The organism is Shimia sp. R9_3 (assembly GCF_017743755.1).
Taxonomy (GTDB): Bacteria; Pseudomonadota; Alphaproteobacteria; order Rhodobacterales; family Rhodobacteraceae; genus Shimia.
This window is the reverse complement of the sequence record NZ_JAGHRP010000001.1, coordinates 312,848-339,333: the sequence shown is the minus strand read 5'-3', so window position 1 is coordinate 339,333 and position 26,486 is coordinate 312,848. Positions and strand designations below refer to the sequence as shown.

General features: G+C 57.0%; 24 protein-coding genes. 14 read left to right on the top strand and 10 right to left on the bottom strand.

Annotated features, from left to right (window positions below; all coding sequences use genetic code 11):
• From rfbD to J7412_RS01495, 6 genes are all read right to left on the bottom strand, one after another.
• The gene (gene rfbD / locus J7412_RS01520; protein ID WP_209076391.1) at positions 1–864 is read right to left on the bottom strand and encodes a dTDP-4-dehydrorhamnose reductase; all 864 of its coding nucleotides are present in this window, start codon (positions 862–864) and stop codon (positions 1–3) included.
• A complete protein-coding gene (gene rfbB, locus J7412_RS01515; RefSeq protein ID WP_209076389.1) occupies positions 861–1,943 on the bottom strand; it encodes a dTDP-glucose 4,6-dehydratase in 1,083 nt (360 codons plus the stop codon). Before rfbB ends, rfbD begins: the two co-directional genes overlap by 4 nt.
• A 4-nt stretch (positions 1,944–1,947) precedes the next feature.
• Positions 1,948–2,502 (bottom strand): dTDP-4-dehydrorhamnose 3,5-epimerase, encoded by a 555-nt coding sequence (gene rfbC / locus J7412_RS01510; RefSeq protein WP_209077497.1) that lies wholly within the window; start codon positions 2,500–2,502, stop codon positions 1,948–1,950.
• A gap of 127 nt (positions 2,503–2,629) precedes the next feature.
• Positions 2,630–3,796 carry a nucleotide sugar dehydrogenase gene (locus J7412_RS01505; protein WP_209076387.1) on the bottom strand — a complete coding sequence of 389 codons (1,167 nt, stop codon included), beginning with the start codon at positions 3,794–3,796 and terminating at the stop codon, positions 2,630–2,632.
• A gap of 207 nt (positions 3,797–4,003) precedes the next feature.
• On the bottom strand, positions 4,004–5,389 hold the full coding sequence (ahcY, locus tag J7412_RS01500; RefSeq protein WP_209076385.1) for an adenosylhomocysteinase: 1,386 nt from the start codon (positions 5,387–5,389) through the stop codon (positions 4,004–4,006).
• Positions 5,390–5,564: 175 nt separating this feature from the next.
• The gene (locus J7412_RS01495) at positions 5,565–5,888 is read right to left on the bottom strand and encodes a hypothetical protein (protein ID WP_209058171.1); all 324 of its coding nucleotides are present in this window, start codon (positions 5,886–5,888) and stop codon (positions 5,565–5,567) included.
• 536 nt (positions 5,889–6,424) lie between these two features.
• Between J7412_RS01495 and J7412_RS01490 the strand changes: the two genes are divergently transcribed.
• A complete protein-coding gene (locus tag J7412_RS01490) occupies positions 6,425–7,009 on the top strand; it encodes an HD family hydrolase (protein WP_209076382.1) in 585 nt (194 codons plus the stop codon).
• A 40-nt stretch (positions 7,010–7,049) separates the two neighbouring features.
• On the top strand, positions 7,050–7,544 hold the full coding sequence (locus J7412_RS01485; protein WP_209076380.1) for a GNAT family N-acetyltransferase: 495 nt from the start codon (positions 7,050–7,052) through the stop codon (positions 7,542–7,544).
• Between the two features lie 109 nt (positions 7,545–7,653).
• Here J7412_RS01485 and J7412_RS01480 read toward each other — a convergent pair whose 3' ends face one another.
• The gene (locus J7412_RS01480; RefSeq protein ID WP_209058179.1) at positions 7,654–8,337 is read right to left on the bottom strand and encodes a type 1 glutamine amidotransferase domain-containing protein; all 684 of its coding nucleotides are present in this window, start codon (positions 8,335–8,337) and stop codon (positions 7,654–7,656) included.
• A gap of 137 nt (positions 8,338–8,474) precedes the next feature.
• Between J7412_RS01480 and J7412_RS01475 the strand changes: the two genes are divergently transcribed.
• Complete coding sequence (locus J7412_RS01475; RefSeq protein ID WP_209076377.1) at positions 8,475–9,362, top strand: LysR family transcriptional regulator; 888 nt, start codon at positions 8,475–8,477, stop codon at positions 9,360–9,362.
• Between the two features lie 140 nt (positions 9,363–9,502).
• Here the strand turns inward: J7412_RS01475 and J7412_RS01470 are convergent, their stop codons facing one another.
• Together J7412_RS01470 and J7412_RS01465 are read right to left on the bottom strand one after the other, a co-directional pair.
• Complete coding sequence (locus tag J7412_RS01470) at positions 9,503–10,057, bottom strand: ActR/PrrA/RegA family redox response regulator transcription factor (RefSeq protein ID WP_209058183.1); 555 nt, start codon at positions 10,055–10,057, stop codon at positions 9,503–9,505.
• A 70-nt stretch (positions 10,058–10,127) separates the two neighbouring features.
• Positions 10,128–10,757 carry an SCO family protein gene (locus tag J7412_RS01465; RefSeq protein WP_209076374.1) on the bottom strand — a complete coding sequence of 210 codons (630 nt, stop codon included), beginning with the start codon at positions 10,755–10,757 and terminating at the stop codon, positions 10,128–10,130.
• A gap of 84 nt (positions 10,758–10,841) precedes the next feature.
• Here J7412_RS01465 and J7412_RS01460 point away from each other — a divergent pair, with 84 nt between their 5' ends.
• From J7412_RS01460 to trxA, 8 genes are all read left to right on the top strand, one after another.
• Positions 10,842–12,227, top strand: coding sequence for a sensor histidine kinase RegB (locus J7412_RS01460; RefSeq protein ID WP_209058188.1), 1,386 nt, complete (start codon positions 10,842–10,844; stop codon positions 12,225–12,227).
• 100 nt (positions 12,228–12,327) lie between these two features.
• Positions 12,328–13,854 (top strand): PAS-domain containing protein, encoded by a 1,527-nt coding sequence (locus J7412_RS01455; protein WP_209076372.1) that lies wholly within the window; start codon positions 12,328–12,330, stop codon positions 13,852–13,854.
• Positions 13,855–13,895: 41 nt separating this feature from the next.
• On the top strand, positions 13,896–14,369 hold the full coding sequence (tsaE, locus tag J7412_RS01450) for a tRNA (adenosine(37)-N6)-threonylcarbamoyltransferase complex ATPase subunit type 1 TsaE (RefSeq protein ID WP_209076370.1): 474 nt from the start codon (positions 13,896–13,898) through the stop codon (positions 14,367–14,369).
• Positions 14,366–15,388, top strand: coding sequence for a phosphotransferase (locus tag J7412_RS01445; protein ID WP_209076368.1), 1,023 nt, complete (start codon positions 14,366–14,368; stop codon positions 15,386–15,388). The genes tsaE and J7412_RS01445 overlap by 4 nt, the downstream gene beginning before the upstream one ends.
• A complete protein-coding gene (locus tag J7412_RS01440) occupies positions 15,364–16,056 on the top strand; it encodes a nucleotidyltransferase family protein (protein ID WP_209076365.1) in 693 nt (230 codons plus the stop codon). The genes J7412_RS01445 and J7412_RS01440 overlap by 25 nt, the downstream gene beginning before the upstream one ends.
• Positions 16,049–18,985 carry a double-strand break repair protein AddB gene (gene addB / locus J7412_RS01435; RefSeq protein WP_209076363.1) on the top strand — a complete coding sequence of 979 codons (2,937 nt, stop codon included), beginning with the start codon at positions 16,049–16,051 and terminating at the stop codon, positions 18,983–18,985. Before J7412_RS01440 ends, addB begins: the two co-directional genes overlap by 8 nt.
• A complete protein-coding gene (gene addA, locus J7412_RS01430; protein WP_209076361.1) occupies positions 18,982–22,377 on the top strand; it encodes a double-strand break repair helicase AddA in 3,396 nt (1,131 codons plus the stop codon). The genes addB and addA overlap by 4 nt, the downstream gene beginning before the upstream one ends.
• 47 nt (positions 22,378–22,424) lie before the next feature.
• A complete protein-coding gene (gene trxA / locus J7412_RS01425) occupies positions 22,425–22,745 on the top strand; it encodes a thioredoxin (protein WP_058238755.1) in 321 nt (106 codons plus the stop codon).
• 54 nt (positions 22,746–22,799) lie between these two features.
• On the opposite strand, the gene J7412_RS01420 is transcribed toward trxA, so the two are convergent.
• On the bottom strand, positions 22,800–23,708 hold the full coding sequence (locus tag J7412_RS01420; protein WP_209076359.1) for a hypothetical protein: 909 nt from the start codon (positions 23,706–23,708) through the stop codon (positions 22,800–22,802).
• Between the two features lie 98 nt (positions 23,709–23,806).
• On the opposite strand from J7412_RS01420, the gene hslV reads away from it, so the two are divergent.
• The 3 genes from hslV to J7412_RS01405 are packed head-to-tail and all read left to right on the top strand — an operon-like array spanning position 23,807 to position 26,479.
• Positions 23,807–24,364, top strand: a complete 558-nt coding sequence (gene hslV, locus J7412_RS01415) for an ATP-dependent protease subunit HslV (protein WP_209076357.1) — start codon at positions 23,807–23,809, stop codon at positions 24,362–24,364.
• Positions 24,361–25,395 (top strand): aldo/keto reductase, encoded by a 1,035-nt coding sequence (locus tag J7412_RS01410; protein ID WP_209076355.1) that lies wholly within the window; start codon positions 24,361–24,363, stop codon positions 25,393–25,395. Before hslV ends, J7412_RS01410 begins: the two co-directional genes overlap by 4 nt.
• A gap of 19 nt (positions 25,396–25,414) precedes the next feature.
• Positions 25,415–26,479 (top strand): hypothetical protein, encoded by a 1,065-nt coding sequence (locus J7412_RS01405; RefSeq protein WP_209076353.1) that lies wholly within the window; start codon positions 25,415–25,417, stop codon positions 26,477–26,479.
• The last annotated feature ends 7 nt before the right edge of the window (positions 26,480–26,486 follow it).

The window sequence follows — 26,486 nt, the reverse complement described above, 5'->3', positions numbered from 1 at the left end:
CTATCTGTCCAATTTCTTGAAAACGCCTGCCAACTCAATGCGCCAATCAGAACGCTCGATGCCAAAGGTGGCAAGCGTCTGACTGTTGTCCAGACGGGAATTTTTGGGCCGCGCGGCCGGGGTTGGATAAGCGCTGCTTGGAATGTCTTCAACCGCGCAGCTCAAACCTGCCTGCGCAAAAATCTCTCGGGCAAAATCTGCCCAGCTCACATCCGGTCCGCCCGAAAGGTGATAGGTGCCGCTTTGCTCCGGTTGCGCTGCGAGAGTGCGCGCAACGGTCAGACAGCTCTGCGCGATATGGGCTGCGCTGGTCGGCCCGCCGATCTGATCCGCCACAATGGTGAGACCGTCGCGCTCGCCCCCAAGCCGCAGCATGGTTTTGACAAAGTTATTGCCGTGCTCGGAAAATACCCAGGAGGTGCGCAGGATCGCATGGGTACCACCCGCTGCACGCACCGACCCTTCGCCCGCCAGTTTGGATCGGCCATAGGCTCCAAGTGGTGCGGTGGGATGATCTGTTGCAAAGGGCGCCTCGCCAGCGCCATCAAACACGTAATCCGTTGAGATATGCACAAACGGCAGGCCCCGATCGGCACAGGCGGCAGCAATCGCCCCGGGTGTGGTGCCGTTTATTGTGGTCGCAACCGCCTCATCACTCTCCGCCTGATCCACCGCCGTATAGGCCACCGCGTTGATCACAACTTCCGCATCTGTCGCCCTGACCAGTGCGGCGCAGGCATCGGGCTGGGTGAAATCGGCTTGGCTGCGATCCAGCGCTTCAATGGTCAGACCAGCCTCAGCTTCACCACAGGCGATCAGCGCCTTGGCCACCTGGCCGGACTTGCCAAAAACCAGTGCCTTCATGGCGCATCAGCCGCGTCTTTGGCACTGCGGTCCGCATCTTCGCCAATGCGTTCTCCCACGCGATGCCGATTGAGCAGCGGCTGCCACCAGGCTTCATTGTCCAGATACCAGGCCACGGTTTTACGCAGCCCTTCCTCCACGGTGACCGACGGACGCCAGCCCAGCTCTTCGCGAATGCGGGTCGGGTCAATCGCATAGCGCGCGTCATGGCCCGGGCGATCGGTCACAAAGGTGATCAGATCGGCATAGGCCCCGCTCTCCCGCGGACGCAGCTCATCAAGGATCGCACAGAGCGTCTGCACCAGTTGCAGGTTGGTGCGCTCATTCTCGCCGCCAATGTTGTAGGTCCGCCCAACAACGCCCTGTTTCACCACCGTCAGCAACGCATCGGCGTGGTCTTCCACATAAAGCCAATCCCGCACGTTGGACCCGTCACCGTAAATCGGCAGCGGCTTTCCTGCGAGCGCATTCAGGATCACAACGGGGATGAGCTTTTCCGGGAAGTGATACGGCCCGTAGTTGTTGGAACAATTGGTCAGCAGAACCGGCAACCCGTAGGTCTCCGCCCAGGCCCGCACCAGATGGTCTGAAGCCGCTTTTGAGGCGGAATAGGGACTGCGCGGATCATAGGCGGTGTCCTCAGTGAACTGCACTTCTGGGTCCGCGGGAAGACTGCCATAGACCTCATCCGTTGAGATGTGGTGGAAGCGAAACCCCTCCGGTTTGCCTTTCTCAATCCAATACTGGCGCGCCGCCTCCAGCATGTTGAATGTGCCAGTGATATTGGTCTCGATAAAATCACCGGGGCCATCAATGGAGCGGTCCACATGGGATTCCGCTGCCAGATGCATCACCACATCCGGCTGATGCGTTGTGAAGACCTGATTGAGCGCCTTGCGGTCGCGGATGTCCACCTGCGCAAAGCTGTAGTTCGGGCTATCCGCAACCGATGCCACGTTCTCCAGACAGGCCGCATAGGTCAGCGCATCCACGTTCACCACACCATGCCCAGCGGCAATCGCCTGACGCACCACAGCAGAGCCAATGAACCCTGCGCCACCGGTCACAAGAATCTTCATCGCGTCATCCTTCCCACATAAACGGGCTGTCAAAATCTTTCAGAGCTGGCGCTGCTTTGTCTTTGTCAGACAGGATCACCGCGCCGTCGTGCCCCCAGTCCACGCCGCAGCTGTCCCAATGCACCGCCCCATCGCAGTCAGGCGCATAATAGTCAGTGCATTTGTAGATGATTTCAGTCATCGGCGCGCGGGTGATGAACCCGTGCAGAAACCCTTTGGGCGCCAGAAGCTGTTTGCCGTTCTCCGCGCTCAGCTCCACAGCCACATGTTGCCCGTAGGTGGGCGAACCCCTGCGCACATCCACGACAACGTCGAGCAATGCGCCCTGCCCGCAGCGCACCAATTTGTCCTGCGCATGTGGCGGAGACTGAAAATGCAAGCCACGAACCGTGCCCACCTCGGCAGACATCGAATGGTTGTCCTGCACAAACTCAAGATCAATACCGTGCTCAAGCATGCGCTGCTTGTTCCAGCTCTCCGAAAAGAACCCCCGCGCATCCCCGAAGCGTGCTGGTGTCAGGATAAGCACCCCGTCCAGCGCTGTTGTTTCTACCTGCATCGTCATTCCCATCGCCAAAGCGGTCACAAACAACCGCTTTATAAACGCATAGTTAGCGTCAGTGGCATTGGCAACTCAGACGAGCGCTCAGGGAGATCTCTACATCAAGACGCGGTCAAGCCCGCGCTCAATCTGCGCCAAACAGATCCCGCGTGAAAACTTTGCTTTCCACATCCAAAAGATCGTCTGTCATGCGGTTGGCCACAATCACATCCGCCTCCGCCTTGAAGGCATCAATGTCGCGCACCACCCGCGAGCGGAAGAAGTCCTCTTCCTCAAGCACCGGCTCATAGACAATCACCTCAACGCCCTTGGCTTTCAGACGTTTCATGATGCCCTGCACAGAGCTTTGACGGAAATTGTCCGAGCCCGCTTTCATCACCAGACGATAGATGCCCACAACCCGCGGCCCCTTCATCAGGATCTGATCGGAGAGATAGTCTTTGCGCGTACGGTTGGCGTCCACAATCGCGCGGATCAGGTTCTGCGGCACATGGTTGTAATTCGCCAGAAGCTGCTTTGTATCTTTGGGCAGACAGTAGCCACCATAGCCAAAAGACGGGTTGTTGTAGTGATCCCCAATGCGCGGATCGAGGCTGATGCCCTCGATGATCTGGCGCGAGTCCATGCCACCGGCGATGGCATAGCTGTCGAGCTCGTTAAAAAAGGCCACACGCATCGCCAGGTAAGTGTTGGCAAAAAGCTTGATCGCTTCTGCCTCCTGCGGATCGGTGAAGCGCACTTCCACATCCTTGCGCACCGCGCCTTCCAACAGAAGATCCGCAAAGATCCGCGCCCGCTCCGACTGCTCCCCCACAATGATCCGGCTTGGATGCAGGTTGTCATAAAGCGCCCGGCCCTCACGCAGAAACTCAGGGGAGAAGATCACCTGATCCGTATCCAGCTGCGCCCGGATGTCAGTCACATAGCCAACCGGAATGGTGGATTTGATCACAATCGTCGCAGAGCTGTTCACAGCGATCACCTGATTGATCACGGCCTCAACGCTGGAAGTGTCAAAATAGTTGGTCTTCGGATCATAATTTGTCGGCGTCGCGACAATTACAAAATCCGCATCGGTGTAAGCTGCCGCAGCATCGGTGGTTGCGGTTAAACGCAGCGCATGTGTAGCAAGGAAGTCTTCAAGCTCTGCATCCACAATTGGGCATTGCTTATTGTTGACCATCCAAACACGCTCTTCAGAGACATCCACTGCCACAACTTCATGATTTTGAGCCAACAAAACCGCGTTTGACAGCCCAACATACCCCAAACCCGCAACAGCAATTTTCATTCAAATGGTCCTTATAACAATGCCCATGTTGGAGCATGCCTTCAGCGTTGTGTCTAGATCGCTGGAAGGTCTTAACTATATCCGCCGCAAATTGGCAACGCGGCGCCGCGATTTGCGCAAAATCTGATCTGACCGACCCAGTACGCCAAACAAAAACGGCACCCCGTCTCAGGAGCGCCGTTTCTCTATTTCAGGCTTTAAACCACCTTAATAGCGGTAGTGCTCTGGCTTGAACGGGCCTTCGGTGCCGACACCGATGTAGTCTGCCTGCTCTTTGCTGAGCTTGGAGAGCTTGGCGCCCACTTTCGCGAGGTGCAGCGCGGCCACTTTCTCATCCAGATGCTTGGGCAGGATGTAGACTTCGTTTTTGTATTCGTCGCCTTTGGTGAAGAGTTCGATCTGAGCCAGCACCTGGTTGGTGAAGGAGGCAGACATCACAAAGGATGGGTGGCCAGTGGCGTTGCCGAGGTTCAGCAGACGACCTTCAGAGAGCAGGATCAGACGGCTGCCGGATGGCATCTCGATCATGTCGACCTGTTCTTTGATGTTGGTCCACTTGTGGTTCTTCAGGTTTGCCACCTGAATTTCATTGTCGAAGTGGCCGATGTTGCCAACAATCGCCATGTCCTTCATCTCGCGCATGTGCTCGATGCGGATCACGTCTTTGTTGCCGGTGGTGGTGATGAAGATATCCGCGGTGGCCGCTTCGTCTTCCAGCGTGGTCACTTCAAAGCCGTCCATCGCCGCCTGCAGGGCGCAGATCGGATCTACTTCGGTGACCTTCACACGGGCACCTGCACCGCGTAGGGAGGCGGCGGAGCCTTTGCCAACGTCGCCATAACCGCAAACAACCGCCACTTTGCCGGCCATCATGGTGTCGGTGGCGCGACGGATGCCGTCCACGAGGCTCTCTTTACAGCCGTATTTGTTGTCGAACTTCGACTTGGTGACAGAGTCGTTCACGTTGATCGCTGGGAAAGGCAGCTCGCCGCGCTTCACCAGATCATAGAGACGGTGCACACCGGTGGTGGTTTCTTCAGACACGCCTTGGATTGCGTCACGGGTCTTGGTGAACCAGCCGGGGCTTGCCGCCATACGCTTGGCGATCTGCTTGTGGATCACTTCCTCTTCTTCAGAGGTTGGCACGCCGAGGTCTTCGCCCGCTTCGGCCTTTGCGCCCAGCAGCACGTAGAGCGTCGCGTCGCCGCCATCGTCGAGGATCATGTTGGGGCCGTCTTCAAACAGGAACGACTTGTCCAGATAGTCCCAGTGTTCCTCAAGGCTCTGGCCCTTGATCGCAAACACCGGAATGCCCGCTTTGGCAATCGCCGCCGCCGCATGATCCTGAGTGGAGAAGATGTTGCAGCTTGCCCAGCGCACATCCGCGCCCAGCGCCACGAGCGTTTCAATCAGAACAGCGGTCTGAATGGTCATATGCAGCGAGCCAACGATGCGCGCACCGCTCAGTGGCTTCGCTTCGCCGTATTCCTCGCGCAGCGCCATCAGGCCCGGCATCTCGGTTTCGGCAATATCCAGTTCCTTGCGGCCAAAATCGGCCAGAGAAATATCTTTTACAGTGTAATCGGTCGCCATGGCGCCCAGCTCCTATGCAGGGTTTCCTTGGCGACCAGATAGCACCCCTATGGGTGTTGTACAACGGCACAGAGAATAGAGCCTGTCAGCCTGTGTCACCGGTGCCAATCCGTCGATATTTCAACGCTTTGCGCGCGATTAACACAGGTCATGCAGTTTTTCTGCGCCAAACCTACTAGCCATTCACGCCCGGCGGCTCGGGCATTGGCACGTGCTGGAACCAGTCGGTCCCGGCAGCGACCACACAGGAGACCCCCTGTGCATTGGTCAAAATTACGGTGAATGTTCCGGTTTTTTCGGAGGACCAGACCTCCACAAGTGCCGCCGATTGGGTGTTTGAGGCCGAGCCGTGCAGGCCCCCGGCGGTCCTGACCTCGGAGTATTTGGATTGCAACCGCTCTACCAATGTCTCGCGATCTGCACACCCTTGGGCAAATGCGGGTGGGGCCGCTGCGGCCATACCAAACAACAGGGCGGATCCTACAAGTCTCTTAAACATAGCGCTCTCCTTTCACGCGCGGCCCATTGCATCAGCAACAGGCGCTGGGGTTGGAGAGAGGGACACGCGGGAGGACGTAGATAAGTTACGTGTCCCCCTCGCTAGTCATGTTGGTGTCATGCGGCGGTTTTTCAAAACACGCGTGATCACGTTGTTTTGCGGCAGCATGTGATCCCAATACCTTTTCAGACTGCCCGAAGAATGTGGCGGTTTTGTGGCATTGCCTGATTTTTAAGCAAAACCCTGCCCGCAAAAGTCAGACTCCCCTGACTTTTCCACAACCTGTTAGACTGTTATAAAGAAAGGGTATTTTAGGAAGAAATTATGATTACCCCCTCTCAAAAGCCCCGGTTGCGGTTTGCGCGACTGGTGCCCACCGTCCTCATTTTGGCGTCGCTTATCGTGGTCACAAGTGTGTTGCTGACCGCAAGCGGCACCGCTGGCTGAGCACAGCCCCATGCCTGCGTTTCGCACACGCTTGCCCTGCGCCCCGTGGCTGGCGTAGGTATTTTGCGAACACTTGGGAGCGCAAACACATGGCACGAGCCTGGCAACGGATGCTATCAGGGCGCAGGCTCGATCTGCTTGACCCCACACCTGTGGACATAGAGATCGAAGACATCGCCCATGGCCTCGCCTTTGTCGCGCGCTGGAACGGGCAAACCCATGGGGATTTTGCCTATTCCGTGGCCGAGCATTCCCTGCTGGTCGAAGACATCTATCGCCGCATGTATAAATCCGCGACACCCAAGACCCGGCTCACTGCGCTCCTGCATGATGCGCCGGAATATGTCATTGGCGATATGATTTCCCCGGTGAAAGCCGCTGTTGGCCCCGGCTACGGACAGCTTGATGACCGTCTGACAGCCGCCATTCACATCCGCTTTGGATTACCCGCCGAAACGCCCAAGCGCCTCAAGGCCCAGATCAAGAAAGCCGATAAGATCTCCGCCTGGATGGAAGCGACGCAGATCGCAGGCTTTTCCGTGGCTGAAGCCAACAAACTCTTTGGGGTGCCCGATCCGGAAGTGATTGACGGGCTCACCATTGACCTGCGCCCACCCGTAGAGGTGCGCACCGATTTTACCCGCCGACACGCCGCATTACTGGCGCAAATTTAAACCCATTTCAGCCTATTTAGTCTCTATTTGGATCTATTATATGACACAAATTTCCATTCAACCCGGCACACAGGCCGATCTGCGTCAAACCGCTGATCTGCTCAATGAAATCATCGCAGCGGGCGGCACCACCGCGATCACCAAAACCATGACCAAAGAGGCGCTTGGCGAATGGCTGATGGCCAATCCCGGAGACGCCACCTGGCATGTCGCCCTCGCCGAAAACGGCACGCTCTTGGGCTTTCAATGGATCGGCCCCTATGCCGCCCTGCCCCCGGAAGCCTGCGACATCGGCACTTTTGTCAAAACCGGCCAAACCGGCATGGGCATCGGCTCCAAACTGTTTGACGCCACAAAGACAGCCGCGCGCAAATTGGGCTATGAATGGATCAACGCCGAAATCCGCGCCGACAACGCCGGTGGCCTCGCCTATTACCAAAGCCGCAGCTTTGAAACCTACGCGCGGAAATCCGACGTCGCGCTGGCCGATGGCACCACCGTGGACAAAATCCACAAACGCTACGACCTGACATAACAAACGCGCCGGAGAAGATCTCCGGCGCGTCGCTTCACGTGAAACAGATCTGAGATGCTGCGCAGGCAAACCTATGCTTCCGCAGCGCCTCTTCTCCTTTGCCAATGGCTTAAGACAGCGCCTCAATTACCTGTTGCGCCACGGCGGCAGAGGAGTTCGGGTTCTGACCGGTGATCAAGTGCCCGTCTTTCTGCACATAAGGCATCCAGTCTTCACCTTTGGAGTAAATCCCGCCACGGGCGATCAGCGTGTCTTCCAACAGCTGCGGCACAACATTGGTCAGCGCCACGGCGTCTTCTTCGGTGTTGGAAAAACCGGTCACTTTGCGGTCTTTGACGATGTATTCGCCCTCTGCGTCTTTTGCGTTCACCAGAACAATCGGGCCGTGGCAGACAGAGCCAACCGGCTTTTGCGCGGCAAAGAAATCTTCGATCAGCTTGATGGAGTCCGCATCCTCAACCAGATCCCACATCGGACCGTGGCCACCGGGATAGAAAATCGCGTCAAAATCCTCGGCTGCCATATCTGCCAGCTTTGCGGTGCTGTTCAGCGCGGAATTTGCCGCCGCATCCGCCTCAAATCGGTGGGTGTGCTCGGTCTGGAAATCAGGCTCATTGCTCTTTGGGTCGAGCGGTGGCAAGCCCCCTTTGGGCGACGCCAGCGTGACCTCAAAACCAGCATCAATGAACTCATAGTAAGGCGCCGCCAGCTCTTCGAGCCAGAAGCCGGTTTTTGCACCGGTGTCGCCGAGTTGGTCATGGGATGTCAGCGCCACGAGGATCTTTTTGGTCATCAGATGTTCCTGCCTATGATGTGAGGCAGCCCGCGCCGCCTCTTCTGAGGAGGCATCTAGGTATCATTGCATAGGTGACGCAAGTGACGTAACTGACAACACATCCTTGCACATGAGCAACAATAAGGAATGGCGGCATGGCGCTCTGGGACGGGATCGAAGAATTTGCCACGGTGGCGCAAACCGGCAGCTTCACCACAGCGGCGCGCCGGCTCAATGTCTCCACCTCTCATATCTCGCGCCGGGTTCAGGCGCTGGAGGACCGGCTCGGCACAAAGCTTCTGGCGCGCACCACCCGCACCGTGCGGGTCACCGAACGCGGGGCGGAATACCTCGCGCAGATCGAAAACGTCATCTCCGGCCTGCAGGAGGCAAACCAGAGCATCGCAGGAGATGTCGCAGCGCTCTCCGGTCTGATCCGCGTGTCTGCCGCTGGCCCCTTTGCCGAAACTGTGGTGGCGCCAAGGCTTCTAGATTTTGCCCAAGCCAATCCACGCATCACGCTTGAAATAGATTTCAACAACCGCAATGTGGATCTGATCGCGGATGGCTATGATTTTGCCCTGCGCTACGGCGTGCTCTCAAACAGCTCGCTGATTGCACGCAAGCTGGTCAACCACCGGCTATCCTGCGTCGCCGCCCCCGCATATCTCGCGCGCCACGGCACACCGCAAAAGCCACAGGATCTGCGCCAGCATTCCTGCCTTGTTGCCAACAACGACACCTGGCTGTTTCACGACCCGGAAAGCGGCAGCCCCCTGCCCGTCAAAATCTCAGGCCGCCTGCGCACCAACAATATTCCACTCATGCAGGATGCTGTCCGGCGTGGCTTTGGCATTGCCTATTCGCCCATTGGAAATCTGCAACCGCTGATCGACGCAGGCGAAGCCACCCCCATCCTCGAAGGTTTTGAGGACCAGAGCCGCTCTCACTGGATTGTTTATGCAGACCGCCGCCTCATGCCACGCCATGTGCGCGCGGCGATAGATCACTTGCTGGCGTCCTTTGCCAACGAACGCAGCTGAAACGCGTTTTTCACACAAGATCCGGGCGGCGCAGCCGTTGCGCAAAAAGTTAAAAGCGCCGGGCGAAATTCGCACCGACGCAATACCGACGTGTTACCACCGCGATACAGACAGGCCGTTTTGGCCGACTCAGAGCAAAATTAACGCGGCGAGCGCTTGGCCAGAATCCGCTGCAACGTCCGGCGATGCATATTCAGCCGCCGCGCCGTTTCACTCACATTGCGGTCACACAATTCGTAGACCCGCTGGATGTGTTCCCAGCGCACCCGATCCGCACTCATCGGGTTTTCCGGTGGCGGCGGCAGCTCATCTCCGGTGCTCAAAAGCGCATTGGTCACGTCCTGCGCATCCGCCGGTTTGCTGAGGTAGTCCGTCGCCCCGATCTTCACCGCAGCCACAGCAGTTGCAATCGCGCCGTAGCCGGTCAGCACCACCACGCGGCTGTCTTCGCGCTTCTCTCGAATGACCTCGACAACGTCCAATCCATTGCCATCCCCAAGGCGCAAATCAACCACGGCATAGGCTGGAGGACGGGCTGTTGCGATGGCTTGACCCGCAGCAACCGATCCGGCGGTTTCCACCTCAAAGCCCCGTTTTTCCATGGCTTTTGCCAGTCGTTTCAGAAACGGTTCATCATCATCTACGAGGAGGAGGGATTTGTCCGGCCCGATCTCCGACAGCGCGCTATCAGCCATTTGCCTGTTTCCTATGCCAATTTTCTAACTTGTAACGGCACAGCCAAACTTGGTCAAACCGAGGCCTGCGTTACATGTTTTCTACGAAACAGCCTACTCTTTGGGCCATATCTGCTGCCGAAACATCGCGACGGAAGTATTCCACAAACCCATGCCCCGGCAGTGTCAGGTAGGTAAAAGTGGAGTGATCCACGAGGTAATACTCCTCATCCCCATCTTCTGCCGGCTGCTTTTTGTAGTAGGTGCGATAAGCTTGGCTCGCAGCTTTCACCTGCTCGGGGGAACCGGAAAGCCCGATCATGCGCGGGTGCATGTAATCCGTGTATTCCTTCATCACTTCCGGCGTATCGCGCTCTGGGTCGATGGTGATGAATACCGGTGTGACGATATCCCCATCTTCCTCAAGGATTTCAGCGGCTTCCGCATTCCGTGTGGCGTCCAGAGGGCACACATCCGGGCAGAAGGTATAGCCGAAATAGATCAGCGCAGGCTCTGTCAGAACATCCTTTTCGGTGACCGTCTGGCCATCTTCATCGACCAGCTCAAAAGGCCCGCCAATCGCACTGGCTCCGCCCGCGACCTGCCCCTGACGGCACTGCGCAAACTGATCTGCCCCATGACCTCCGCGGCCAACAAACCACATCGCGGCAAGCGCGAAGATCGCCACAAAAACAGCAACAGCTGCCACCATTCGAACCATGTCGCACCTCACCAAGTCATGTTGCGGGATGTGGCCTAGAGACCTATCAAGTACGGGCAAAGACACAAGTGGAAAGGCCGGAAAATGACGGATTTGTCAGGCGAACTGCTCAGCGCAAATCGACGCAGCAACTGGATTCGCCTGCGTACATTCATCGCTTTGCGCTGGATTGCGATTGCCGGGCAAATTGTCGCGCTGCTTGTGGCGCAATTCGGCTTTGGCCTGGTTCTGGAATACGGGCTTTGCTATCTCGCGGTGGGCATTTCGGTGATCGGCAATCTAGTCGCGATTTTTGTCTTTCCCGAGAACAAGTTGCTGACCGAGTCCGAGAACCGCTACATGCTGTTGTTTGACGTGCTGCAGCTCGGTTTCTTGCTGTTCCTGACCGGTGGTCTGCACAACCCCTTCGCCTTTCTGGTTGTCGCCCCCGTCACCATTGCCGCCTCTGTCCTGTCGCTCCGCTCCGCCGTCACGCTGGCCGCACTGGCGGTGATCATCGTCACCGCACTGCTGGAATTCCACCTGCCGCTGCGCACCCAGAATTTCTTTATTCTACAGGTGTCTGACGTGTTCTTGTTTGGCAACTGGGCCGCCATCGTGATCGCGATTTCCTTCTCCTCATTCTATTCGCGCCAGGTTGTGACAGAGATGTCCTCCATGGCCGAGGCCTTGGCCGCAACCCAAATGGCGCTCGCGCGGGAGCAAAAGCTCACCGATCTTGGCGGCGTTGTCGCTGCTGCTGCGCATGAGCTCGGCACGCCCCTGGCCACCATCAAACTGGCAAGCGCAGAACTGTTTGAAGAGCTGGATGACCGCCCGGACCTCCGTGAAGACGCCGCCCTGATCCGGGAGCAAACCGACCGATGCAGAGACATCCTGCGCTCTATGGGCCGTGCCGGCAAAGACGATCTACATCTGCGCAAGGCACCTCTTTCCACAGTCATCGAAGAAGCAGCCGAGCCTCATATGGATCGGGGCAAGGAAATCATATTTGATCATTTTGAGATCGTGGACGGCCCGGAAATTTTGCGTCGGCCAGAGATCATCCACGGCTTGAGAAACCTCATTCAGAACGCAGTCGACTTTGCCCGAGAGAACGTTTGGGTTGAAACAGAATGGGACGAAACGTCGATCTATTTGCGCATCTTGGATGATGGGCCCGGTTACCCGCCCCATCTGATCGGCCGCATTGGCGACCCTTTCATGCGGCACCGCAAACCAGAGAAGGAACGCAAGAAGCGTCCGGGCTACGAGGGCATGGGGCTTGGCCTGTTCATCGCAAAAACGCTGCTGGAGAGATCCGGTGCGGAGATCAGTTTTGCAAACGGTTCCAAAGTGATAGAGGAAGGCCGCTTTACCACGGCGCGCAGCGGCGCCGTGGTAGAGGTCATTTGGCCGCGGCAAAAAATCGAGGCGAACCTCAATCTCAATCTTGTTGGAAGCGGCGAAAATCCGGTGCATCAAACATAGGCCTGAGCAGATAAATCTTGCAAAACAAGCGGATTCTTGCACACTCTTAACGAATTCAACGAAGACTTTCCTCTCCACTACGTTGCTAATGGAGACTTCCATGTTGTTAACGAGTACTCAGCTTCTGTTTGTTTTGGCCGTTTCGGTCTTATTTGTGACCTGCGTCTGGATGATGACCCGACGCCTGCCGCCAAACACCCAACCGCCAACAGAGATCGCACCAAACGCCACCAAAGCCTGCTTTCTGTTTCGCTCCGGAAGTTTGGTTGATGCCAATCCCGCAGCGCTTCAGATATGTGCTGAGACGCCGGTTGAGACTTTTGACTGGTCCGCGCTCCACCAGAAGATGACGCCGCTCTTTCCGGATTTCCCAAGAATTCAAGGCGCCAGTCAGGATCGCGACGTTACCATTTTACGGTCGCAGGATCCGGAAGACGGCTCCATCGTGACCATAGATCAATGGGACGAAGTCGCCCGCATCACGATCGCGCAAGACGATGCGCCCGATGCGGCCCGCCGCACCGCGATTATGCAGGCCATGTTTCAAGCCCCTAACCCGATCTGGAAATCAGACACCGAAGGAAACGTGGTCTGGCGCAATGGGTCATATAAGAACCTGGTTGGGCAGCTAGGCCATCAGTCCAGAAACGAACCTGTCTTTGACGTCCGCGAGTTGGTCGTTGGGGAACCCTCAAAACGGCTGCAAGTCACCGACAAAATCGGCGCCACGACCCGATGGTTTGACGTGACCGCGGTGCAGGCGGGCAACAACGTGATGTATTATGCCACCGAGGCAGATGCCGTTGTGTCCGCTTTGGATGCACAGCGCAGCTTTGTGCAAATCTTCTCAAAAACCTTTGCGCATCTCTCAACCGGACTGGCGATTTTTGATCGTGATCGCCGACTAATCCTCTTTAACCCTGCCCTTATGTCGCTCACCGGGCTCAGCGCGGAATTTCTGTCCAAACGCTGCGATGCGAAGTCTTTCTTTGACCAGCTCAGGGAAATGCACGTAGCGCCCAACATCAGCACCAACAAAAGCTGGGCGGAGCAGGTTGAAATCATCATGCAGGCGGCACTTGAGGACCGGTATAGCAAGACCTGGACCTTGCCTTCTGGCGTGACCTATCGCGTCACGGGCCGTCCACATCCCGATGGCGCCTTGGTCTTTTTGGTGGAAGACATTACGGCCGAAATCACCGTCACACGACGATTTCGTGCGGAGCTGGATCAGTGTCACGGCGTCATGGATACGATCAAATCTGCGCTTGTTCTGTTTTCCTCCACCGGCCAGCTGCAGCTTTGCAACGAAGCTTATCGGCGTCTCTGGAAATCAGACCCGGACAGCAGCTTTGCCAAATACACCCTCACAGACGCTCTCGCCCACTGGCGCAGTGATTGCCTGCCCAATGAGATATGGCCGCAGCTCCAAAACCGTATCCTGTCGACCTCCATCCGCGAGCACTGGCATGCCACCATCACGCTGAAAACGCTCACCGCTGTGCGTCTGACATTGACGCCCATAGCAGGAGGGATGACGCTGGTTGCCTTTGACAAGATCTTGCCCTTTGGCACGCCGGAACCGATCAGAGTGGAAACGCAGGAAGAGACACCCATTCACGGCTGATCTCGCTTGCAGCCTCCGGCCGCGATTTTTACTGTGGCCGCATGACTGTCCTCCAGCTTTCCCTCGATCTCCCTTCTGCCGACGCAACGCAGCAATTGGCCATGCGTATCGGCAAAACACTCACGCCAAGTGATGTTGTGCTTCTGGAAGGCCCTATAGGTGCCGGCAAAACACATTTTGCCCGCAGCCTGATCCAATCTCTTTTGCCGATTGTCGAAGATGTGCCCTCCCCCACATTCACGCTGGTGCAGGTTTATGACGGACCTGAGGGCGAAATCTGGCACGCGGATCTCTATCGTCTCTCTGCCCCCGACGAAGTGGTTGAGCTTGGCCTTACCGATGCTTTTGAAGAAGCCATTTGTCTGGTGGAGTGGCCTGACCGCCTTGCGGAGTTGCAACCTGAAAACGCCCTAACGCTTTCCTTTGCCCTCGCCGAAGAAGAAGAAAGGCGTCAGCTGACCCTGTCAGCGACCGCGCCACGCTGGGCCGATCTGTTTGAAAGCCTGCCCGAATGACCGCGCGTGCGACCTTGATCGCAACATTTTTGCAAGAAACCCAGTGGTCTGATGCCACGCAGACGCCGCTTGCCGGGGATGCCTCTGCACGTCGCTACATCCGTTTACAACGCCCATCCGGACAAACAGCCATATTTATGGATGCGCCCAAGGAAAACGGTGAAGACATTCGCCCTTTCTTGCGGATCGCGCAGTTTTTGACGGCGCATGGTTTCTCTGCGCCGGAGATCTGGCACGCGTCAGAAGAAGCGGGTTTGATTGTGATGGAAGACCTCGGCGACGACCTTTTTGTAAAGGTCATGGCGGATGGGACAGCCGATCAGCTTTCGCTTTATCAGGCTGCTGTGGACGTGTTGCTGGAATTGCAAGCACTCGCTCCGCCCACCAATCTGGCGGTGATGGATCACAAAACGCTCGCGGAAATGACTGAACCCGCTTTCACTTGGTATTGCGACGCACCTGCCAAGGGGATCGATATAGCCTTCGCAAGTTTTGTGGGAGCGTTACAGCGTCTGTTGGAGACTTACCTTCCCAAACCAAGCGTGCTTGTCTTGCGCGATTTTCATGCGGAGAACCTGCTCTGGCTGCCAGATCGCGACGGCAGTGCAAGTGTTGGGTTGTTGGATTTTCAGGACGCTTTGATAGGCCATCCAGCCTATGATCTGGTATCGATGCTGCAGGATGCACGCCGAGATGTGCCTGAAGATATCGAGCGTGCGACCAAGTCCTATTACCAACACAAAGCCCAGTCAGATCCTGAAAGCTTTGATGCCGGCTACCACTTGCTTGGTTTGCAGCGAAACCTTCGCATTCTTGGCATCTTTGCCCGATTGTGTAAGCAGGCGGGAAAACCTCACTATGTGGATTTCATACCGCGTGTTCATGCCCATGTGATCCGCAATCTGGCCCACCCTGCCCTGCAGGACATCGCCAAAGTGCTAAAATCTGTTCTGCCTGAACCAACCCCAGAATTTCTCCAATCTTTGAAAGACCAATGCGCCACACACCCGAAGCCATAATGCTGTTCGCCGCCGGTTTTGGCACGCGCATGGGCACACTGACCAAAGACCGCCCAAAACCGCTTTTGACCGTTGGGGGCAAAACGCTGTTGGACCACACACTGGACCTAGCGCAGGCCGTTTCCCCACAGAAAATTGTGGTGAATGCGCACTATCATCATGATCAGGTAGAAGCCCATCTGGCGCACAAAGACGTGGCGGTTTCTGTCGAGTCCCCGGACATTCTGGAAACTGGCGGTGGGTTGCGGCATGCCCTGCCCCTGTTGGGCGAAGGCCCAGTTTTCACCAGTAACACAGACGCGGTCTGGCGCGGTCCAAATCCCTTTGAATTGCTAAAATCCGCATGGAACCCCGAGAGCATGGATGCATTGCTGCTTTGCGTTCCGAAAGAACAGGCTGTTGGCCATGTGCGTTCTGGTGATTTTTTGGTGAACGCTGACGGAAAACTCACACGTGGACCGGGGCAGATCTACACCGGGGTGCAAATTCTGAAAACGCACGGGTTGTCCGCGATCAGAGAAACGGCCTTTTCGCTCAACCTTTTGTGGGACCGCATGCTGGAGAACGACCGTTTGTTCGGCCTGACATACCCTGGATCGTGGTGCGATGTGGGGTCACCAGAAGGCATCGCGCTCGCCGAAACCATGTTGGAGGCCCGCAATGTTTGAGCCCAGCGACACTCCGCGCGTTTTTGCACTCGCACCTGGTGTGGATTTTCCCGAGGCCTTGGTGAAGGGTCTGCGCGCGCGGTTTGACGGCAAGCCGCCACAGGACATCGCCCGCGCGCAGGTCATTGTGAACACCGCCCGTATGGCGCGCCGCATCCAGACGCTTTTTAATAACGGCCCGGCGACGCTCTTGCCGCGCATTCAATTGCTTGGAGATTTTGCCAACACAGAATCCGCGGACCTGCCCAAGGCATCCTCCCCCATCCGCCAACGCTTCGAGCTGATCCAACTGATCACGCGCTTGCTGGAACAACAGCCCGACTTGGCCGCGCGCGCCTCTGTCTATGACCTCGCCGACAGTCTCGCCTCTCTGTTTGACGAGATGGCTGGAGAAGGTGTGGCTGTGGATACCATTGAGACATTGGATGTGGCTGATCAGTCCGGTCATTGGGCGCGCGCGCAGTCGTTCTTTGCAATTGCTCGGCATTTTCTGGAAGACCTCGAAAGCGCGCCGGGTGCCGAGGCACGTCAACGCCGCGCCATCGAGGCCATCATCGCGCGTTGGGAAACTGCGCCCCCCACCCATCCGATCATATTGGTGGGCTCCACCGGGTCTCGTGGCACCATGCAGCTTCTGATGCGGGCCGTTGCGCAACTTCCCCAAGGTGCGATTGTATTGCCCGGTTTTGATTTTGACATGCCTGCGGCCACCTGGGGGCATCTCAGCACGGCTTTGGAAAGTGAAGATCACCCGCAGTTCCGGTATCATGCTTTGCTGGCGTCATTGGATCTGCCGATCAAAGCTGTTCAAACATGGGATCCCTCCCCGGCTCCCTCACCTGCGCTCAATCGGCTGGTTTCGCTTGCACTGCGACCTGCCCCAGTCACGGACCAGTGGCTTAGCGAAGGCCCAACGCTTGGAGATCTGCTCCCTGCCACCACGGACGTCACTTTGGTTGAGGCAACGACACAGCGCGAAGAAGCCCTCACCATCGCCGCTCGTATGCGCAAAGCCGCAGAAGACGGGCAAACCTGCGCGTTGATCACGCCCGACCGGATGCTCACACGTCAGGTCACTGCGGCGTTGGATCGTTGGGGCATTGTGCCAGACGACAGCGCCGGGCAACCTCTTCAACTCTCTCCTCCAGGCCGTTTCCTGCGCCATGTTGTGGCTCTGTTTCATCAGAAGCTCACCTCTGAGATGCTGCTGACTTTGCTGAAGCACCCGTTGACACACAGCGGAGCAGAACGGGGCAAACACCTGCGCTACACAAGAGAACTAGAGCTTTGGCTGCGCCGTAAAGGCGTCACCTATCCTGAGGCCGAAACGCTCAGCGCTTGGGCGCAGGCCCAGAAAGACGATATGTTCGAGTGGATCACTTGGCTTTCAGGGTGCTTTTGCGATCAGCTCCGCACGGCCTCTGATATGGCTGACCTGCTTGAGGCACATCTTTTGCTTTCACAAAAGATCGCCCATGGCCCTCAAGAGGATGGAGAAACCGGAAGCGGCGCGCTTTGGCAGGAAGCTGCTGGGCGCGCGGCGGTGCGGGTTTTGGCCGACATCAAAGACCATGCGCCTGTTGTTGGCGAGATTTCTTCCACTGATTATGCGGATCTCATCGGCGCGCTTCTTTCGCGTGGAGAGGTTCGCGATCGCGATGCTGGCCACCCGCATATTCTGATCTGGGGCACGTTGGAAGCGCGTGTTCAAGGGGCAGATCTTGTGATCCTCGGTGGTTTGAATGAGGGCAGCTGGCCAGAAGCGCCCAGTCCTGACCCGTGGCTCAACCGGAAAATGCGCCATGATGCCGGCTTGCTGCTGCCAGAACGCCGCATCGGTCTTGCTGCGCATGATTTTCAACAGGCAGTTGGCGCGCCAGAAGTCTGGATCACCCGCGCGATCCGTTCTGACGAAGCCGAAACCGTACCGTCGCGCTGGATCAATCGCCTGATCAACCTTTTGGGCGGCTTGCCACAGCAGAACGGTCCGGAGGCTTTGGCAGAAATGCGCGGGCGTGCACAGGTTTGGCTTGATCGCGTTCGAGCCTTAGAAACCGTGCCGCTTGTGCCAGCCGCAAAACGGCCTTCGCCCACTCCGCCAGCTGCGGCGCGTCCGAGAAAGCTCTCCGTCACAGAAATCAAACGTCTGATCCGCGATCCATATGCGATTTACGCCAAACACGTGCTGCGCTTGCGCCCGCTTGATCCTCTGATGCGCACACCGGATGCCTTATTACGCGGGATCGTCGTGCATGAGGTTCTAGAAACGCTGATCAAGGAAAGTCGTGATCAGGATATTCCTGTGACCCGCGCGCGTATTTTGGAAATATCAGAGACTGTTTTGGCGCAAAACGTTCCCTGGGCCACTGCGCGTGCGCTTTGGTTGGCCCGCCTCGCACGTGTTTCAGATCACATTGTACATGGCGAGGAACGCCGCCGGAAACGCGCCATTCCACTGGCTTTTGAAGCGGAAACGCGCGCTCGGATTGAAGAGTTGGATTTCACGCTCACGGCCAAGGCCGACCGGATCGACTGCACAGAGAAAGGCGATCTGATCCTTTACGACTACAAAACCGGTGCGCCTCCTTCCAAGGATGAGCAGACCTATTTTGACAAACAGCTGCTTTTAGAAGCGGCCATGGCAGAACAGAACGGTTTTAAGGACATTGATCCGGCGCAGGTCGCTGATGCGATTTATATCGGTCTGGGAACCACCCCCAAGGACCAACCGGCACCGCTGGCGGAAACACCCACTGAAAAGGTTTGGGAAGAGTTTTCGACCCTCATCGGCCACTACCTTGAAGACGGGAAAGGATTTACCTCCCGCCGCGCGATGCAATCGGAGCGCGACGAAGGTCTTTACGATCAGCTTGCCCGGTTTGGCGAGTGGGACGCGACGGATGAGCCTGCGCCGGAGGAGTTGACATGAACGCCCCAAACGATGCGACCCTGCGCCAGATCTCTGCCGCGCGCCCCGATGCAAGCACATGGCTCTCAGCCAACGCCGGATCCGGCAAAACCCGTGTGCTGACCGACCGCGTGGCCCGGCTCCTGCTCGAAGGGGTTTTACCCCAGCATATCTTGTGCCTGACCTACACAAAGGCAGCCGCAAGTGAGATGCAAAACCGGCTTTTCAAGCGCCTTGGCAGCTGGGCCATGAAAAGTGATGAGGAGCTGGCTGCCGAGTTGGCCGAGCTCGGCGTAGCAGGCAAAGCAAATCCAGAAGACCTGCGCCAAGCGCGCACGCTGTTTGCCCGCGCGATTGAGACACCGGGCGGTTTGAAAATTCAGACCATCCACTCTTTCTGCGCCTCTCTGCTCCGCCGTTTCCCATTGGAGGCCGGTGTGTCTCCGTTGTTTTCTGAGATGGAAGACCGTGCGGCGGCGCTCCTTCGGGAAGACATCGTCGAAGCCATGGCGGAGGGCGAGGATGCGCCGCTTCTTCGTGATGTCGCGGTGCATTTTACCGGCGCAGCCCTTGAAGAGCTCACAGCAGCTATCACGCGGCATGCAGACCGGCTGCGAAATGGAAAATCCAGTTCTGAACTCGGCGCCTTGCTGGGATTGCCGGATGGATACGATCAAACGCAATTGCTCGCGGAGGTTTTTCTTGGCGGAGAAATTGAGCTGATCACGCGGGTCATCGCTATGCTGCGTACTGGCGGGACAAACGACAACCGAGCTGCGGATAAGCTTGCCGCCATTTCCGCGCCAAACCTCTCGGCGCTGGAAATATTGGAAACTGTGCTGCTCAACGGTAAGGCGGCAAGATCACCGTTTTCGGCCAAATTAGACACGTTTCCAACAAAAGGCCTGCGCACCAAGCACCCTGATCTGATCGATCAACTTCAGCCTTTGATGCTACGTGTGGAAGATGTGCGTCCTCGCCGCGTCGCGCTGCGGGCCACAGAACGCAGTGCAGCGCTTCATGCTTTTGCCGCACATTTCCTTGCGCGCTATGACAAAGCCAAGCAGCAGCGCGGATGGCTTGACTTTGATGACCTGATCCTGCGCGCACGCAACCTGCTCAACGAACCCGCTGTCGCCGAGTGGGTGCTTTACCGTCTGGACGGTGGCATTGACCATATTCTCGTGGATGAGGCACAGGATACGAGCCCTGTGCAGTGGCAAGTGATCGAACGACTGGCACAGGAATTCACATCCGGCACCGGTGCACGGAGCGACATCACACGTACGATTTTTGTGGTGGGAGACCAAAAGCAGTCGATCTACAGCTTCCAAGGCGCTGATCCCGCGGAGTTTGACCGCATGCGCGAAGAGTTCGCCGCCCGTTTGGAGCCGACGGGCAATCAACTGCAAAACCTAAGCCTTGAATATTCTTTCCGCTCTTCGCCAGCAGTGCTCAATCTGGTGGACACATGCTTTGAGCATCATGTGGAAGCGGGATTCCCCGCTGGCAATCGCCACATAGCGTTCAACGATGATATGCCCGGTCGCGTTGATCTATGGCCTGTGGTCGAACCTGTTGGAAAAGCAGAGAAAGACGAGTGGTTTGATCCGGTTGATCGCCTTGGAGACACCCACCATACGGTGATCCTAGCCGAACGCGTCGCAGCGCAAATCGCGCGCATGATCAAACAGGACACGATTGCGGATAAACGCAGGCCGGACGGAAAATTCACGCAGCGCGCCATTGAACCTGGTGATTTCCTGATCCTTGTGCAGCGACGCTCTGATCTCTTTCATGAGATTATCCGGGCCTGCAAACTCCAAGGGCTGCCAATCGCAGGTGCCGACCGCCTCAAGGTGGGCGGTGAAATGGCCGTGCGCGATCTTGGTGCGCTCTTGGCCTTCCTTGCAACGCCGGAAGATGATCTTTCACTTGCTACGGTCCTGCGTTCACCGCTGTTTGGCTGGTCTGAACAGCACCTGTTTGATCTGGCGCATCGCCGAAAGCCGGGGTCCTATCTTTGGACTGCGCTACGAGATCGCAGCACAGAGTTTCCCGAGACCATGGCCATTCTGAATGACATGCGCGGACAGACCGACTTTTTGCGCCCTTATGATTTGATCGAACGGATCCTGACCCGGCACAAGGGCCGCCACGCATTGCTCGCCAGACTGGGGGCTGAAGCGGAAGACGGCATCAACGCGCTGCTGAGCCAAGCTCTGGCCTATGAGAAATCTTCGGTGCCCAGCCTGACCGGTTTCCTTCAGTGGATGGAGACCGACGATCTGGAGATCAAGCGCCAGATGGACAGCGCCTCTAACCGTATTCGCGTGATGACCGTGCATGGTTCCAAAGGGTTAGAGGCGCCAATTGTCATTATGCCGGACACGGGCAAGCGTCTCATCAAAACCGATGCGCCGATTGTGCCGGTGGGACCGACTGCCTTGTGGAATATGTCCGCAGATGCGGCACCTGACGCTCTTTCGGAGGCACGTGCCGAAATGGCTGAGGCACAGGCAGCGGAAAGGCTTCGCTTGCTTTATGTTGCCATGACGCGGGCGGAAAAATGGCTGATCGTTGCGGCGGCGGGTGATCTCGGCAAAGATGGCAACAGTTGGTATGATATTGTGCGCAGCGCGATGGCGGCCTCAGATGCGGAGCCGTACAAGTTTCAGGGCGGCGAGGGGCTGCGGCTCGATCACGGAGATTGGACAGGATCCGCCACCAAACCGCCTGAAACCGCGCCTGACATCAAACCCGATATTCCGGAGTTTTTGCAAACCGCGGCCGCGGAGCCGTTGCCAAAATCCGGCACACTGAGCCCATCTGACCTCGGGGGCGCGAAGGCTTTGACAGGTGAGCAGGGGCTTGATCAGGAAGCTGCCATGCAACGGGGAACGTGGTTGCACGTGTTGCTGGAGCACTTGCCAATGCATCCGCAAGAGCGCTGGAAAGAGATCGCAGAAAACCTTCTGCAGGATGACCTTGTTGAGATGGAAGACGGTCTTTTTTTAGCATTGCTTGATGAGGCCCAGGCCAATCTTATTACGCCGGAACTAACGTGGATCTTTGCGCAGGAAGCTCTGGCTGAGGTGCCGATCACGGCAGATTTAGGGACGCATCGCTTGCATGGGATCATCGATCGGCTTGTCATTCAAGACGATTGTATCTGGGCCGTCGACTTCAAAACCAACGCAGTTGTTCCCGAAAACCCCAAGGCCACACCCGAAGGGATTTTGCGGCAAATGGGAGCCTATGCCCATGCTTTGGAACAGGTTTTCCCCGGCAAAGCCATACGGACTGCCATCCTATGGACAGCCAAAGCGGAGCTTATGGAATTGCCACACGATCTTGTGACAAATGCACTGCGCGCCACAGCATATCTTGACGCCCTGCCGCCGCAAACCTAGGTTCCACCAGACCAAGACTTATCCAATTCCCTTTCAGGAGACCTCCAATGGCAACCGTCGCTGTCACCGACGCCACTTTTGACGAAGAAGTAAAAAACGCCGACGTGCCCGTCGTCGTAGATTTCTGGGCCGAGTGGTGCGGCCCTTGTAAGCAAATCGGCCCAGCGCTCGAAGAGCTGTCTGCTGAGCTGGACGGTAAGGTGAAAATCGCCAAGGTTGATGTCGACAGCAACCCGAACGCCGCTGCTGCACTGGGTGTGCGCGGTATTCCGGCGCTGTTCATCTTCAAAGACGGTCAGGTGATCTCCAATCGCGCAGGCGCTGCTCCAAAAGCTGCGCTGCAAAGCTGGATTGAAGACTCTCTGTGATCTGAGAACAGCTCAGACACATCAAAGGCGTCCCATAAGGGGCGCCTTTTTCATTTAAGACACAGGCCAACCAAATTCTGCCAAACGGGCACGAATATGGTCTTGTGCATCACTTCGGCCAGCGTTGATCGACATGTGCTGAAGGAACCACCAGAGGTACTGAGGGTAGGGAGGTCGCATGTCGCGCACCTTCTCAAACGCACCTTGAACGCCCAACGTCTCTACATTTGCCGCGATATGGTGGAAATCAATACGGCCAAACAGCACCGCAGGCTTCTTGAGAAGATACCCTGCAAAGGCAACGCTGGAGTTCATGGTCACAACATAGTCGCAGCAGGGCAACAGGCTCTCCATGCCTCCAAGCTGAACAGATAGCTGGGCGTGTTTCTCCACCAATTGGTCGAGCCTTGTACGTTCTGCTAAGGAGTATTCCTCTCCCGGATGCAAAGTCGCGACAACTTTGGTTCCGGGATTTTTCTCCAACACATGTTCGATCATTTGCACGGGACTACAGGTCTGAAAGGAACGCTGCTCCAATAACCGCCCTTGCAGCGGCACGTAAACAAAACCGCCCTTTTCGACCTTTCCCAGCAGCGGCCCATAAAGGCGTTTGCGCCATGTATGAAAAAACTTTCGCGCCTCAGCTTCATCAATCTTGGTGGGATCAAAATGCGTTTTGGCAACATCCCAGTACCAGCGCTCGTTTGTGCGCTCGATATGCCAGAACGGATAGTAATAGGCCCGCCGAAACGAAACCGAATTTCGTGCAAAGGGCTCCCGCATGAAAAAGAGCGAATACTCCTCTTTGCAGGGCAAAGCATTTTCAGGGATGTCAAAGGAAACCCCGAAACCTGCACTCTGCAGTACCTCTGAGATTTTATTGATAAAATTGTGTTCACCGCGCACTGCACGCTGGCGCAGCGTTTCATGCAGATAAAAGCGGGCCTGATGGTTGCTGCTCATGCGGCGACGCTATGCACTTGGCCCCAGAGGAGCAAGTCTCACCCTTGTGCGCAAACCGCGACAGGCTCATATAAGAGCGCAGACAAAAGGAGCTTTTCATGTCAGAGGATCAATTCCCCGGTTGGCACGGCACCACGATCATCGGTGTGAAAAAAGGCGGCGAAGTTGTGATTGCCGGTGACGGGCAGGTCTCGCTTGGTCAGACAGTCATCAAGGGCACAGCACGTAAGGTGCGCCGTCTTTCCCCGGGCGGACATGAAATCGTGGCGGGTTTCGCAGGCTCTACTGCGGACGCTTTCACACTTCTGGAACGCTTGGAGGCCAAACTCGAGGCAACGCCGGGCCAACTCGCGCGCGCCTCTGTGGAACTGGCCAAGGATTGGCGGACAGACAAATACCTGCAAAAGCTTGAGGCGATGCTGATCGTTTCCGACGGCACAGACATTTTTGTCATCACCGGGGCAGGGGACGTGTTGGAACCTGAGCATGATGTCACCGCAATTGGCTCGGGTGGTAACTTCGCGCTCGCCGCAGGTCGCGCGTTGATGGACACCGATCTGACCGCTGAGGAAGTGGCGCGCAAAGCCATGGCAATCGCCGGTGACATTTGCGTCTACACCAATGGCAACCTCACAATGGAGACCATCAAAAAATGACTGAGATGACCTACACACGCATGGGAAACTCCGGGCTGGTGGTGTCCCGTTTGGCGCTTGGCACCATGACCTTCACGCATGGTTCAGACTGGATCCCCGGCGTGGCCAAAGTAGGTCTTCAGGACGCACAGCGCATGGTGGATGTGGCCCTTGATGGCGGTATCAACTTCTTTGATGCTGCGGATGGTTATTCCAATGGCGAGGCCGAAGACATCCTCGGCCAAACCCTCAAAGGCAAGCGCAACGAGGCGGTGATCTGTACCAAGCTGGGCTTTCGCCAGAATGACCGGATCAACAATGCCGGACTGTCCCGTGGCCATATCCTTTCGTCGGTGGATGGCTGCTTGAAACGCCTAAATACCGATTGGATCGACCTGCTTGTCTTACACAAGACAGACTTTACCACGCCGATGGAAGAAACCCTTTCAACGCTGCAATACGTCATAGACGCTGGCAAAGTGCGCCATATCGGCGTGTCCAACTGGCCTGCGTGGAAGGTTGCACAAGCGGTGCAATTTCAGCGCGACAATAACATGAGCCAGTTTGTGGCCGGGCAATACCTTTACAACGCCGTGGGTCGCGACATCGAGATGGATGTTCTACGCATGGGCGAAGAGCTGGGCCTAGGGTTGATGGCCTGGTCCCCATTGGCAGGTGGATTGCTCACCGGGAAATATGATCTGAACAAACTGGAAGACAGCGATGGCCGTTTGGCCGAAGGGGACTTCCTTCAAGTTTCCAAAGAACAAGCACAGATCGCGCTGGACGCTCTGAGCTCAGCAGCCAAGGCCCACGACGCCACCCAAGCGCAAATCGCACAGGCCTGGATTTTGAACAAACGCCGTGACCACACGGTCATCATCGGCGCTTCCAAGCTGAGCCAGCTTGAAACCGCGATCTCTGCGGCCAATATCACCCTCAGTGCAGATGAAATGGCCGCGCTTGATGCCGCTGCTGCGCCGGGCCGCCGCTATCCTGAGTGGTTTGACGACATGATGAAAGACGAGTTGTTTGCCAAAGTGCTTGCGTAACAAGAGACGTTGAACCCGAATGATTTCCAAAGATGACCTACGCGCCGCTGTTGGCTCCGGCCTTTTGAACGAGTCTCAAGCGGCTTCGCTTGCGGCTCTGGCTGACAGCCGACGTGGCGCGCGTGAAGATCTTGCGCCTGGTGATGAGCCTTTTGAACTGTTTAAAGGGTTCAATGAGATTTTCATCGTGATTGGCCTGCTGATCCTCGCAGGCGGGTGGGCTGCGGTGAACGGCCTCTCCATGGCAGTAGAGATCGTCGACTACAAAAGCAAACTGGTGACCACGGCAGGCGTTTCTGCGCTCGTTCTGTGGGGCTTGTCGGAGTATTTCATACGCCGTCGCCGCATGGTGGCGCCAGCAATAGCGCTTTCCTGTCTTTGGGCGATCAACGCAGGTTCCGGCATTACGGCCTATTTCGCCCAACCCTTCATGGTGGCACAGGAAGATTTCTCCAGTCTGCCATTCCCGCTCGCGCTCACCACAGTGGCCATGTTCCTATACTGGCTGCGTTTCCGCGTGCCATTCGCCATGGCGCTGATAGCACTTGGTGTATTTGGCGTGGCGATGATGGTCGGCGCCAATCAAGCGGGCACTCCGGCCAGCTTCTCTGATATGTTCCTTCTGTCTGCAGGCGGACCATTTGCCCTCATCACGCTGGCCGTAGGAGCTGGTGTTTTTGCCGTTGCCATGATCTTTGATATGTCAGATCCACACCGTGTTACCCGGCGCGCTGCGCAGGGTTTCTGGCTGCATGTCATCGCGGCACCGGCACTTGTGAACACGATCGCGCTCAGCCTTCTGGAGCGGGACAGCTCCGGCGCGAACACAACGCTCTTTGCAGTATTGTTGCTCTTCGCTTTCATCGCCATCATCATCGACCGCCGCTCGTTCCTCATTGCCGCCATTGGCTACACTGTCGCTCTGGCCGGCACGGTGTTTGAAGGCGAGGGCGCGGCCATGACAATTTTCCTCCTTGGCATCTTCCTTGTGGTGCTCGGCGCATTCTGGGCCCGCATTCGCGCGGCTCTTCTGGCACCGCTTTCGGGCATCCTGCCATTGCACCGCCTCCCGCCGTCTCACTGATTGGACC